Source organism: Demequina ureilytica (genome assembly GCF_048553575.1).
Lineage (GTDB): Bacteria > Actinomycetota > Actinomycetes > Actinomycetales > Demequinaceae > Demequina.
The window spans coordinates 63653-76199 of sequence record NZ_JBLZIE010000003.1; the positions used below are offsets into that span (position 1 = coordinate 63653).

The window sequence follows — 12547 nt, forward strand, 5'->3', positions numbered from 1 at the left end:
TGAGATGGCTCAGTTCTCGACCGACTTCGGTGAGTATGAGGTAGGACAGGCCCCCCACGACTGGGCAAACGCCTGGGTTCCCGGCGAACAGCGTTTCGAGATCGCTGAGAGCGATGGGGCCCTCGGCGGGAAGGTGCTGCAGCACGAGATCAGCGTGCACAACCGACGTGCGTGGAAGTGGCTCGCGGTGCCCGGCGCAGACGAGGTGGAGGTCGTCACGAAGTTGCGATCCAGCAGCCCCGACTCCCGGTTCGGCATCCTGTGCAGGGCGGAGGGCCAGCAGCAACGTGACACGGAAGAAGGGGTGTCGCTCGAGCTCTTCACGGGGCACCTCCGGGATGAGGCTCCCCACGAGGCGCCCCGCCAGGAGTTTCGCCAGACCGTGTTCTTCGGCACCTACGATCCCGCTCAAGAGGCTCAGCGCGGGCCCGCGCGGCCGCACGGCATCGGCAGGCCCCGCGTGGAGGAGTACTTCCCGTGGCGAGCTGACGAGTGGTACTGGATGCGACTCCAGGCGCGCAACGAGGAGGGCCACATCGCCGTGCGGTTCACCGTATGGGCCGACGGTCAGGAGGAGCCCAGCGAGTGGCGTCACGACATCTGGCGGACGGAACCACAGCATGTGGGCCGTCGCGGCTGGGTCGGTGTGACCGGTCAGCGCACCGAGGGTGTGCGCGAGTACGACTACTTCTCAGTGGGCACCGACGGCGATTCGGCCCCCATGCCCTAGCGCCTGACGGCGTACCGAGCAGTCACCGCACAGCCACCAAGACAAGCGAGGAGAACGACGAGAATGGCGCTACTTGCAATCGACGCCGGCACCGGAAGCGTCCGTGCCGTCGTCTTCGACCACGCGGGGAAGCAGCTCGCCTCGGCCGGCCGCGAATGGCACCACCTGCCAGACCCGCGTTTCCCGGGATCGATGGATTTCGATGTCGAGCGCAACTTCGGGCTCGTCTGCGAGAGCATTCGCGAGGCTCTCGCGACGGCCGGGCTGACGGGCCGCGATGTGGCGGCCGTGAGCTCGTCGAGCATGCGAGAGGGTTTCGTGGCATTCGATGCTCAGGGGAACGAGCTCTGGGCATGCGCCAATGTCGACGCCAGGGCATCGGCAGAAGTGGCCGAACTCCGCGATCTGGGAGAGACCATCGAGAGCGAGTCCTACGCCATTTCCGGCCAGACGTTCGCGCTGAGCGCGCAGCCTCGGCTGCGGTGGCTCGCCAAGAACCTGCCGGATGTGTACGAGCGCATCGATGCCGTGGAGATGCTGAGCGACTGGGTGCTGACTCGTCTCACGGGCGAAGTTATCAGCGAGCCGTCGAACGCGTGCACCAGCGGCATGTTCTCGCTCTCCGACCGACAGTGGTCGCAGGAGATCGCGAGACTGTGCGGGCTCCGCGACGACATCTTCCCTCCCGTGCAGGCGCCCGGCAGCGTGGCGGGCCGCGTCACGGCCAAGGCCGCGGAGTCCACGGGCCTGGCAGAAGGCACCCCGGTCGCTGTGGGAGGCGGCGACGCGCAGCTCGCAGCTCTGGCATTGGGAGTGGTGGATCCAGGCCAGACTGCTGTCGCGGGCGGCACCTTCTGGCAGCAGATGGTCAACATCGATTCACTTCGTACAGATCCGGAGATGCGGATCCGCGTGGACTGCCACGTGGTGCCAGGGGTGTGGCAGGCCGAGGGAATCGTGTTCACGCCAGGCCTTGCGGCGCGGTGGTTCCGCGATGCGTTCGGCTCGGCCGAGAAGGCGCGTGCCGCCTCCGAGGGGCGCGACCCCTACGATCTCCTCACGGAGGGGGCGGCGACAGTTCCGGCGGGCTCACATGGCGTGATCCCGATCTTCTCCGACGTCATGAACTACGGGCACTGGATCCACGCGGCACCTTCGTTCCTCAATCTCAACATGGATGTGGATCGTTCCGGACCACAGGTGCTGTTCCGAGCACTGATGGAGAATGCGGCGATCGTGACCCGCGGGAACCTCGACGTGATCGAATCCTTCACCGGCACGGCCTCCGACGAGATCGTGTTTGCCAGCGGTGCATCGAAGAGCCCACTGTGGCGGCAGATCGTCGCAGACGTGCTCCAGGTTCCGGTGCGTATCCCGGTCGTGAAGGAGGCGAGCGCACTCGGGGCAGCCGTCTGTGCGGGCGTGGCTGTCGGCGTCTTCGATGACTTGAAGACCGCAGGCAGCGCGGTAGCGGAATGGGAGACGGTCGTTGAGCCCGACGCGGGCAACAAGGACGTCTACGACGCCGCCTACGAGCGCTGGCAAGCCGCCTACGCGCCTCAGCTCGAGCTCGCGAGAGCGGGAGTCACCGAGCCGATGTGGCGAGCGCCGGGGATCTGATGAATCACGAGGGAGCGGGAATGCAGGAACTCAATGGAATGGTCGTGGCGATCACCGGAGCCTCGCGCGGTCTTGGCGAAGCCACGGCCCGTGTGCTGGCCCGACGTGGAGCCACCGTGATGGCATCCAGCCGGGACATGGAGCCGCTGGACGCGACCGCGGAGAGGATTCGTGCAGACGGCGGAGCGATATCCACGCTGCACGTGGATGTCACCGATGAGGCGCAGGTTGAAGCGCTCGTCGCGGTCGCAGTCGAGCGCTACGGCCGCCTCGATGGCATCGTCAACAATGCTGGGGTAATCCGAGTAGATCCGGTCGCGGATGTGACCACCCAGGATTGGGATCTCGTGCAGGACGTCAACGCACGGGGGGTCTTCTACGGATGCAAGCACGCCGTGCGGCAGTTCGAGCGCCAGGGCAGCGGCGGAGCGATCGTGAACATCTCCTCCGTGTCCGGGCTCGTCGGCATGGCGGGGCAGGCGGTATATGCCGCCACCAAGGGCGCGGTGAACGCGCTCACGCGCCAGATCGCGGTCGAGTACGCCGAACGTGGCATCCGATGCAATGCGGTCGGACCAGGGTCAATGGACGGTCAGATGTTTCGTCAGTACCTCGCGGGCCAGGAGGACCCCGCTGCCGCTGAGGCGGCGGTCCGCGCCCTGCATGCCATGAACCGAGTGGCGGATCCCGCCGAGGTCGCGGAGGCCGTGTCGTTTCTCCTGTCGCCGCGGGCGTCCTTCATCACTGGCGCGACCCTGCAGGTCGACGGCGGCCAATCCGCCATGTAGCAAGTCAGTCCACCACCAGAGCGCACTCAAAGAGGAGTAGTCATCACCATGAGTTCATCCGATCGCATACTCAAAGGAACAGACCTCGACGTCGGGCCGTACATCCTCGGCACCATGGACTTCGGCGAGAAGATCGATCCTGCGACGGCGGCCGAAATTGTCGGTGTTGCGCGAGAGCTGGGCATCACGATGTTTGACACGTCCAACCACTACGTGGGCGGACGCTCCGAGGAGGTCCTCGGCGAGATCGTGAAGCCGTACCGCGACGAGATCCTCATCACCACCAAGGCGGGCAGCCAGGGCGGGGAGCGGCCGCTGTCAGCGCCCGTGATCCGCAAGGAGGTCGACAAGTCGTTGGCGCGCCTGCAGACGGACTACATCGACCTGTACATGTTGCACCGTCCGGACTGGTCGACCCCGATCGACGAGACGCTCGGCGTCCTCCACGAGCTCATCGACGAGGGAAAGCTCCGTCACCTCGGCCAGTCAAACTATGCGGCCTGGCAGATCGCGGACTTCATCCACCGCTCAGGCGACAAGCGCGCACCGATCGTCGCTCAGCAGAGCTACAACATGATCGCGCGGCGACTCGAGGAGGAGTACGCCGCATGCGCCGAGACGTTCGGCGTTCCCACCGTGGTGTACAACCCCCTGGCAGGGGGGCTGCTGTCAGGAAAGTACGACCTGGCCGAGGAACGGTCCGGCACCAGGTTCGAGAAGTCGTGGTGGCGTGACACGTACTGGAACGAGCCGCACTTCGCAGCAGTGGAGAAGCTCAAGCTGATCGCCGACGAGGCGGGCTGGACGCCGGTCGAGCTCGCCCTGCGATGGGTTCGTCACCAGGACCTCGTGGACGCCGTGCTCTTCGGTGCGACGAGCGTCGGGCAGCTCCGAGAGAACATCAAGATTCTTGATGGACCAGCGCCGGACGAAGGCATGAGGGAGAAGATCGATGACGTGTGGTTCTCGATGCTTCGCGGTCCCGCCATGGCATACAACCGCTGAGGCGGAACAACGAACCGATGGAGGGGCACGCGATGGATGAACGAACGGCGATCGTCACAGGGGCGACCAAGGGAATCGGCCGAGCGACGGCCCTCATGTTGGCCAGTCGAGGGTATTGGGTCGTGGCCGTGGGCCGTGATGAGACGGAGGGGCTGCGACTGCAGTCCGAGCTCGAGGCGGCGGCTGGCGGTGTGTTCATCTCCGCGGATCTGTCGCATGAGGGCGCGCCGGCACAGATCGCTCAGGCCACGCTCGCTGCGACCGGCCGGATCGACGTGGTCGTCAACAATGCGGGCGTGAACCTGCCGGGTGCAGTGGCGGATGTGACCGCAGAGGTGCTGGATGCCGTGTACGCGACCAACCTGCGTGCTGCGGTACTGCTCAGCGGCGCCGCAGTGCGCCAGATGAAGAAGCAGAGCGGCGGCGTGATCGTGAACGTCTCGAGCGAGGCGGGGGTGCTCGGGTTTCCCGGTCAGGTTGCCTACAACGTGTCCAAGGGAGGCCTCAACATGTTGACCAAGTCAATTGCGGCTGAGTGTACGAGTGACGGGATCAGAGCCGTAACCGTCAGCCCTGGCACCACCGCGACACCCTTGGTGGAGAAGTTGATCGCGGACGCAGCCGACCCCGACGCGATGTCCGCCGCTCTCGAGGACCGCCCGGCCGGACGGCTCGGCAGGCCCGAGGAGATCGCCGAGGTGATCTGCTTTGTCGCCTCCGATGCGGCCCAGTACCTCACGGGCAGCGAGATCGTTATCGATGGCGGACGCACCTCGGTCGGTTGACCGGCCCCACGACGCCACCACACGGAAAGGACGCATTCAATGATGGAGTATGCAGAATTGGCAGATGGAGAGATCTCAGCGTCCCGACTGTCGTTCGGCACGATGCGCTTGGATGTCGACCCTGAGGACGCCGCGACCTGGAACGAGGCCGAGAGGGCTCTGCATGCCGCCATTGAGGGCGGCGTCAACGTGGTCCATTCGAACTCCTCCTGGCCCACATATCCCGCGACATGCGGGCTGCTAGCCAAGCATCCACGACGCGGCGAGCTCCATCACATCATCAAGGTGGAGTCGCCTGACTACGACGACGCGCACTTTGAACCGAAGGTCTTCCGGGAGCAGGTGGAGAACGCGCTGCGGAGCCTCAGCACCGAACGCATCGCCGTGGTGCAGCACCTTCAGCGGGGGCCGCACTGTCCGAAGGAGATGGCGTACAGCGCCGCCGGCGATCCGCGCCGGATCGCGGCGCTGCCAGAGATCGCGGAGCAGGTGCAGGAGGTCGCGACCGAGCTGAAGGCGGCCGGGAAAATCGGCGAGGTCGCGACGTTCCCCCACACCGTCGGCTTCGCGCGCAGCGCCATTGAGGAGGACGTGTACGGGAGCGTCGTGCACTTCTACAGCATTCTCGAGCCGGAGATGGTGCCCCTGCTCGACGACCTTGCGGCACGCGGGAAGTCCCTTATCGGCCTGCGCCCTCTGACGCAGGGGATGACCACCGACAGCCGTTTCCCGCGGCAATCGATTGAGCCAGGTGACAAGCGGCTCAGTGACCGCTACGCGCGGTGGTACGAGCGTCTCGCTGCCGTCGCGCCCCTGCTCGCCGACCAGGATGGCTCGCTTACATCGGTGGCGCTGAGGTGGGCCGTGACTCACCCTGCGGTGGCCACGGTGGCCGTGAGCATGAACAACGTGAGCCAGGTGGAGGACGCCCTCGCCGCGATGGATGCCGGCCCGCTCGACCGCTCGCTCGTGACGGCTGTCCACGCCAAGGTGGCGGAGCTTCCGCCGCTGGGCAAGGAGACGCTATTCGGCTGAGCGACACCGGTCGCTGAGAACGCACACGCAGGGAGGAAGACACGATGACGGAGTACAACACGGTGGCGGTGTTCGGGCTTGGCGCCATGGGCCTGCCCATGGCGACCGCGCTCGGGCGACATGGCGAGGTGTCCGGCTTCGACCCGTACCCTGCTCGAAGGGAACTGGCCCGTGATCACGGGATCAAGGTCTACGACACTGCGGCGCAGTGCGCTGCGACGGCGGACGTCGCAGTGCTGGCTGTGCGCGATGAGGCTCAACTCGAGACGGTCATGTTCGGGGATGACGGCATCGTGCCTCACCTTCGGCAGGGAATCCCGATCGTGTTGACGTCGACGGTGGGCGCGGATGCAGTGCGGGAGCTTACTTCGCGCCTCGACGAACACGGCCTGCAGCTCGTCGACGCTCCCGTCTCGGGAGGGCCGGTGCGTGCCGAAAGCGGCGACCTGTTGGTGCTCGTCGCGGCGTCGCCGCAGGCGTGGGAGGCGGCGCGACCGGCGGTGGAGGCGATGGGTTCGACGGTCACCATGGTGAGTGAGCGGCCCGGCGATGGCCAGGCGCTCAAGACGGTCAACCAGCTGCTGTGCGGCATCCACATCGCCGCGGCGGCAGAGGCGATGGCTCTTGCACGCGCTCTAGGCCTGGATCTCCAGGCGGTTCTCGACGCGCTCGGCGCCGGCGCGGCCAGGTCGTTCATGCTGTCTGATCGTGGCGGGCGCATGCTCGAATGGGAGCGCGGAGAGACCCCTGAGGTCTTCAGCACGATCGGCATCTTCGTGAAGGACATGGGCATCGTCGGCGATGCGACCCGCTCGACTCACGTCGCTACTCCGGTCGCGGCGGCCGCAGAGCACCTGTTCCGGGTGGCTGAGCGGCTCGGGCTGGAGAACGACGACGACTCTGCCGTGTTGCGTGCGATCGCCGATCTGGGCGAGAGGGACTCCACGCGCGCGTAGGGCCGCAGCCACCACTGTCCCGTCAACGCAGTTTGGCCTGCTCGAGCTCCCAGTATTCGATGTCGAACGCGTCCGCCTCCGAGATGCTGCGATATCCACCGAGTGACTCGGCGGCCTCGATGATCCGGGCAGTGTGCCGGTAGATGGTGCGAGCGGCGCGAGCCTGCTGTGCCGTACGGCCGATGCCGCAGATGCCGAAGTCGGGATCAAGGGCGACACAAGGGTAGGGCTCGAGCATCACTAGGGGGTCCTTGTACCGGGGACGATGCCGATCGAAGTAGGCGCGATAGCGTTTAGCAAATCTCGTGATGTCGCCGTCAACCAGCGGTACGCGCTTGGTTCGAATCACGTGTTCGAGAGTGGTGGGCCCCCGCTGGGTGATCTCGTCGAGGTCGGGACGTGCGACGAACGCCGCGATGCTCGGTGAGGTGACTGCGTCGAGGACGAACTCTCCGCCGAAGGACTCGTCTAGATTTGTCCGGAGGGCTGTCAGCCTCTGCGAGCTGTCGTTGTCGACAGTGAGCTCTTCCGGGTCCTCGGTGTATTGCACCCCGGTGGCCCGCGCGATCCACGCGGAAGCGCGGTCGACCAGGCGGAGGTGGCGATCGAGCGCCACCTCCGCTGTCGGGCCGAACGTGAACAACCCGTGATGCTTGAGGACGATGCCCTCAAGATCGTGGATGTTGACGGTCTCGATCATGCTCTGCACGTACTTCGCGAGTGCGAATCCCGGCATGCAGTAGGGAACGACCGCTACCCGCGACCCCAGGACACTCTCGATCAGGCGGTCGGACTCCACCGTGTTCGTGAGGGTGACGATCGCGTCGGCATGAGTGTGGAGCACGGACGCATAGGGCACGAGCGCGTGCAGCGGGGTCTCGATCGATGGGTTGGAAGACTTCGGGTCGAGCAGCAGCTTCCTCAGTCCTGCGACGAGGTCGCCGTCGGACATTCGGTCCTGCTCGAGCATGCTCACCACGGCATCGCGGTCAAGTGGCGCGAACCCCTCAGCCGTGATCGTGCCCATATCGTGTCCGGAGGCCTTCACGTAGACTGTGGAGTCTGCCTTCGCCGAACTGTTGCCGCCGCCGTAGAGCACCAGGAAGGGGTCGGAGCCCAGCCTCTGGGAGGCCACCACGCACTGTTTGAGCGGCGTGTTCGTCGTCGACACCATGGTCACTCCTCCTCGTGTGGTCAGCGGTGGTTCGTGGAGCGCCGGCGGATCAGTCAGTCGCACCGCCGGACAGGTCCTGGTACTGCTCGTGCGCCTCGGCGGGGGAGAGCCCGCCGTGCACGAGGGACCTGACTGCGGTCATCATTGCCACCGGAGCCTCGCGCTGGAAGATGTTGCGGCCCATGTCGACGCCCGCTGCGCCGGCGCTCATCGCGCGGTGCGCCATCGTGAGCGCATCGAGAGCCGGTAGCTTCTTGCCTCCAGCCATCACGACGGGCACGGGGCATGCAGCGGTCACCTGCTCGAAGTCCTCTTCACAGAAGTAGGTCTTGACGACCTGAGCGCCGAGTTCGGCGATCATGCGGGTCGCGAGGCCCAGGTACCGTGCATCGCGGGTGAGCTCCTTGCCGACAGCAGTGACACCCAGCACCGGGATGCCGCTCGCGAGCCCCTGGTCGACCAGGCGCGTCATGTTGTGCACGGACTGCGTCTCGTGCTCGCCGCCGATGAACACCTGCACCGCGACAGCGGCGGCATCGATGCGGACCGCATCGGACATATCCATGGCGATGCGCTCGTCCGAGAGCTCCTTCAGGATCGAGGGGCCTCCGGATGCCCGCACCACGAGGGCGTTGTCCGAGGTGGAGGGGATGACCGACCGCAGGATGCCGCGCGTCGCCATGAGTGCATCGGCCTGTGGGGCGAGCGGGGAGATGGTGAGATCGATGCGCTCCAGGCCTCGCGTGGGGCCCTGGAAGTAGCCGTGGTCGAACGCGAGCATCACCGTGCGGCCGTCGGCCGGATCGAAGATTCGGCTCAGGCGGTGCTGCATGCCGAAATCTAGGCCGGCGCCGCCCTTGATGGGAAAGCCAGCGCTCTCCTGCGCCACATCGGCGTGGAACTGCTTTGCGTTGATGTTGCCGTCCTGGTCAGCCATGTTGCTCCTCGTGATTCGTCATGAAGTAGTGGTGTGGAGGTCAGTCGCTCTGGTGCCCGGGCGCCAGGGGAGGAAGGGGGTCGCCAGGGGTCCACTCGACCTGCACCCCGTCGTCCGGATCGTAGGGGGCCTTGATGAACAGCGCCCGGAAGTCCGCATCCGAGTTGTTGACGAAGTAGTGCTGCTCACCGGGCTCGAGCTGATACGCGTCGCCCACCGTGACGTTGAACGATCGGCGCCCGTCGACCCAGAGAGTGGCCTCGCCCTCGATCACGTAGAACGTCTCCTCGATCTCCGCGTGGTAGTGATTCACCGCATCGTCGCCCGGGCGAAGTCGCACGACGCCGACGTCAGTGCGAGGTCCGCGGATGATGTAGCCGGGCCCGTACTCGCCGAAGCGATAGGGCGCGTCGTCCATGGATGCCGTACGCATGCTGCACTTCCTTTCTGACAGCGGAGCATGCAGCCGTGAGCCGAATGCCCCGCCTTGGTGGTCATGGCCCGGGTGAGCCGCCGTCGAGAAGAGCGTTCGCTACGCTCTCCGTGGTCACGAGCACATCCAGGTAGCCGCCGTTGAGAGCGCCTTTGATGGCCTCGAGCTTGTCCATTCCGCCCGCCACGCCGACAACGGTCGGGATGGCTTTGAGGTCCTCGAGGTCGATGCCGATGCGACGCTCGTAGGAGTCGAGGGGGACAACTGCTCCTTCTGCGTCGTAGAAGACGCTGAGGATGTCGCCGACGATCCCCAGGTCTGCGTAGCGCTTGAGTTCGTCCTCGTCGGTGTATCCGAACTGGGAGAGAGTCGGCGTGCCCACGACTGCCCCGATTCCGACAAGCGCTACGTCAGCGCCCCTTGCCCGCTCGAGCACCGACTTCACGCCCTCCTCCGCCCGCAGAGCCTCAGCGATGCCGCCCGAAGAGGTGAGAATCGGGGTTGGCACGACCCAGTTCGACACTTGGGCATCGCGGGAAGTCCTCACGTTGCGCAGCGTCGCCACGTACGAGTCGACTCCCCCTGTCAGAGTCACGGTGTTGACCTTCTGCAGGATCTCAGCGGGCACGTATTCGCAGCTGAGGTGGACGGTCTCCCCCCAGCCCATGCCGAGCACGCAGCCCGGCTTGAGTCGGTTCGCAAGATACTGTGCAGCAGCCTGCGCGACTCGCGCATTGACCTGGGTCTGCTCTTGGGGTCCGTGCGAGAGGTCGGGGACTATGACTGCGTCCGACAAGCCAAACTGCTCCTTGAGCTGCCTGCCGACGTGGAAGGTTGGCAAATATGGCGAGTTGATGGTGAAGGAGACGATTCCTTCCCGCCGTGCGCGGTCGAGCAGTCGACCAGCAGACGCCCTTGACACACCGAATTGCTTAGCGATTTCGTCTTGCGTCATCTCGTCTACGTAGTAGTGCCATGCCGCGCGCACAAGTATGTCCTCGCCGACACCCTTGTCCGTTGGCGACATGTTTTCCTCAGATCGTTTTCTTGGCGTCATGACAGACAAGTCTGCAATGACTGCGGCGATATTCTGCGTTAGAGTTGTGAGCCGATGCTCAGTAGTGTTGCATATGCTCACCTTAGACAGCCCGACAGTGCCGCGTCAACCAGAAACGCCCGGTCAGCCGGGAAGTTCGACGTCGACTTGTACGGCCCGATAGCAGGAGGCTCTATGTCCTATCGATTCACCACTCTCAACACATCGATCCTCCTCGGCGACATGGCACTGGCAGATCAGCTCCAGGCCGCAGCGGATCATGGATTCGCCGAGGTCGAACTGTGGTGGCCCTTCGCGAACGCTGCGCCTTCGCTTCGCCACCAGGACCAGGTCCTCAAGGAGTTGGCAGTCGCTGGTATGTCGCTTGTGTCTCTCAATCTCTATGAAGGTGGCATGGCGCGCGGCGAACGTGGGCTTGTGTGCCGCGCTGATTCCCAGCGTGAACTTGACGACTCCCTGCCGGTGGCCCGGCGACTACTGGCCGAGACCGGATGCTCACTCCTCAACGTCCTGCACGGCAATCACTCGACGGACGAGGCGGAATCGGTTCAGCGAGAGCGTGCAGCTAGGCGCACGGCAGAAATCGCCGAGGACGTTGCGCCCTTGGGGGCAACGGTCCTCATCGAACAGCTTTCAAATGTTCCGGCGTATGGGCTGCGCACCGTGCACGAATTGCTCGCGGGGGTGGAAGCCGCTCGTCACTACGTGACTGACGGCAAGGTCATGATCCAGTTCGACGCGTTCCATCTCGCACGAGCAGGTGCCGACTTGCTCGATTTGCTCGAGAGCCACATCTTGGATATCGGTCACATCCAGCTAGCCGACCTGCCGGACCGCGGCGGACCCGGCACCGGCGACCTGGACTGGGAAGAGTTGCTTGGCACGATCGACCGGCTCGACTATGGCGGTCGTGTCGCACTGGAGTACTCCCACTATGTCTCGCATCCATTCGAGTGGATGCGCCCTTGGCAGGGTGAGCGGTGAGCGGACCGCGGAGGCGGAGCGCGCCATACCGGGGACTACGGAAGTAGCAGCACCTTGCCGGTCGTCCCACGCGCCTCGAGGGCGCGGTGCGCTGCGGAGGCCTCCGCAAGCGGATAGGTGGCGCCGATGCGCACGTCCAGGTCCCCGCGGGAGACGGCTGAGAACAGCTCCTCGGCTCGCCACGAACGCTCATCATCGGTACGCAGGTAGTGCACCATCGACGGGCGAGTCACCGACAGCGAGCCTCCGCTGTTGAGGCGCTGCAGGTCGAACGGGGGCACCTGACCCGAGGCGCCGCCGAAGAGCACGAGCGTGCCGCGCACAGCAAGAGACGCGAGCGAGCCGTCGAAGGTCGCGGCGCCAACCCCGTCGTAGACGACGTCCACGCCTTCACCGTCTGTGAGCCCGCGCACCGCGCGCGGTAGCTCCTCGGACATGTCGGTGAAGTCCTCGTAGCGGATGACCTCAGAGGCCCCGGCGGCACGTGACAGCGCCTCCTTGTCATCTCGCGAGACGGTGGTGATCACGCGAGCGCCACGCGCTGCGGCGAGTTGGGTGAGCAGCAGCCCCACTCCGCCCGCTCCGGCGTGCACGAGCGCGGTGTGTCCCGGCGCGAGGGGGAAGCACGAGGCGCTCAGGAAGTGGGCGGTGAGCCCCTGCAGCATCAGCGCTGCAGCAGTGTCGAGCTCGACTCCGTCGGGGACGCGGTAGGCGTCGTGGCGCGACAGCGCCACGCGCTCCGCGTACGAGCCGAGCGTCCCGGCCCACGCGAGGCGATCACCGGGCGCCGCCCAGTCGACGTCCGCGCCCACCTCGACGACTACTCCGGCGCCCTCGAGGCCGGGGCGGAAGGGTCGCTTCACGTCGTAGACGCCCGAGCGCTGGTAGGTGTCGATGAAGTTGACGCCGCTCGCTGCGACGTCGACGAGCACCTGGTCGGGTCCGAGCTCGGGGTCGGGAACGTCGACCTCCTGGAGCTCGTCGGGTCCGCCTGTCGTGTCTGCCTGAATCGCTCTCATGCCGCCCATCCTCGCATCCACTCC

General features: G+C 65.7%; 13 protein-coding genes. 8 read left to right on the forward strand and 5 right to left on the reverse strand.

Annotation, left to right across the window (positions count from 1 at the left end; translation table 11 throughout):
- Positions 1 to 4 precede the first annotated feature (4 nt).
- The 7 genes from ACNI3K_RS09710 to ACNI3K_RS09740 all read left to right on the forward strand — a co-directional run bounded on the left by ACNI3K_RS09710 (position 5) and on the right by ACNI3K_RS09740 (position 6919).
- On the forward strand, positions 5 to 730 hold the full coding sequence (locus ACNI3K_RS09710) for a hypothetical protein (RefSeq protein WP_419391694.1): 726 nt from the start codon (positions 5 to 7) through the stop codon (positions 728 to 730).
- Positions 731 to 793: 63 nt separating this feature from the next.
- Entirely contained in the window at positions 794 to 2350 is a 1557-nt protein-coding gene (gene lsrK / locus ACNI3K_RS09715; RefSeq protein WP_419391695.1) for an autoinducer-2 kinase, read from the forward strand.
- A 20-nt stretch (positions 2351 to 2370) separates the two neighbouring features.
- Entirely contained in the window at positions 2371 to 3138 is a 768-nt protein-coding gene (locus tag ACNI3K_RS09720) for an SDR family NAD(P)-dependent oxidoreductase (RefSeq protein WP_419391696.1), read from the forward strand.
- 48 nt (positions 3139 to 3186) lie between these two features.
- Positions 3187 to 4143 (forward strand): aldo/keto reductase, encoded by a 957-nt coding sequence (locus ACNI3K_RS09725; RefSeq protein WP_419391697.1) that lies wholly within the window; start codon positions 3187 to 3189, stop codon positions 4141 to 4143.
- Between the two features lie 32 nt (positions 4144 to 4175).
- The gene (locus ACNI3K_RS09730; protein ID WP_419391698.1) at positions 4176 to 4928 is read left to right on the forward strand and encodes an SDR family NAD(P)-dependent oxidoreductase; all 753 of its coding nucleotides are present in this window, start codon (positions 4176 to 4178) and stop codon (positions 4926 to 4928) included.
- A 39-nt stretch (positions 4929 to 4967) separates the two neighbouring features.
- Complete coding sequence (locus ACNI3K_RS09735; protein WP_419391699.1) at positions 4968 to 5963, forward strand: aldo/keto reductase; 996 nt, start codon at positions 4968 to 4970, stop codon at positions 5961 to 5963.
- Positions 5964 to 6007: 44 nt separating this feature from the next.
- Positions 6008 to 6919, forward strand: coding sequence for an NAD(P)-dependent oxidoreductase (locus ACNI3K_RS09740; RefSeq protein WP_419391700.1), 912 nt, complete (start codon positions 6008 to 6010; stop codon positions 6917 to 6919).
- A gap of 22 nt (positions 6920 to 6941) precedes the next feature.
- On the opposite strand, the gene ACNI3K_RS09745 is transcribed toward ACNI3K_RS09740, so the two are convergent.
- The 4 genes from ACNI3K_RS09745 to ACNI3K_RS09760 all read right to left on the reverse strand — a co-directional run bounded on the left by ACNI3K_RS09745 (position 6942) and on the right by ACNI3K_RS09760 (position 10601).
- Positions 6942 to 8093 carry a class II aldolase/adducin family protein gene (locus ACNI3K_RS09745; protein WP_419391701.1) on the reverse strand — a complete coding sequence of 384 codons (1152 nt, stop codon included), beginning with the start codon at positions 8091 to 8093 and terminating at the stop codon, positions 6942 to 6944.
- A 49-nt stretch (positions 8094 to 8142) separates the two neighbouring features.
- Complete coding sequence (gene lsrF / locus ACNI3K_RS09750) at positions 8143 to 9030, reverse strand: 3-hydroxy-5-phosphonooxypentane-2,4-dione thiolase (RefSeq protein WP_419391702.1); 888 nt, start codon at positions 9028 to 9030, stop codon at positions 8143 to 8145.
- A gap of 40 nt (positions 9031 to 9070) precedes the next feature.
- Complete coding sequence (locus ACNI3K_RS09755; protein WP_419391703.1) at positions 9071 to 9463, reverse strand: cupin domain-containing protein; 393 nt, start codon at positions 9461 to 9463, stop codon at positions 9071 to 9073.
- A 61-nt stretch (positions 9464 to 9524) separates the two neighbouring features.
- Positions 9525 to 10601, reverse strand: a complete 1077-nt coding sequence (locus ACNI3K_RS09760) for a sugar-binding transcriptional regulator (protein WP_419391704.1) — start codon at positions 10599 to 10601, stop codon at positions 9525 to 9527.
- A gap of 93 nt (positions 10602 to 10694) precedes the next feature.
- On the opposite strand from ACNI3K_RS09760, the gene ACNI3K_RS09765 reads away from it, so the two are divergent.
- A complete protein-coding gene (locus tag ACNI3K_RS09765; protein ID WP_419391705.1) occupies positions 10695 to 11504 on the forward strand; it encodes a TIM barrel protein in 810 nt (269 codons plus the stop codon).
- Positions 11505 to 11539: 35 nt separating this feature from the next.
- On the opposite strand, the gene ACNI3K_RS09770 is transcribed toward ACNI3K_RS09765, so the two are convergent.
- Positions 11540 to 12523, reverse strand: coding sequence for a quinone oxidoreductase family protein (locus ACNI3K_RS09770; protein ID WP_419391706.1), 984 nt, complete (start codon positions 12521 to 12523; stop codon positions 11540 to 11542).
- Positions 12524 to 12547 lie beyond the last annotated feature (24 nt).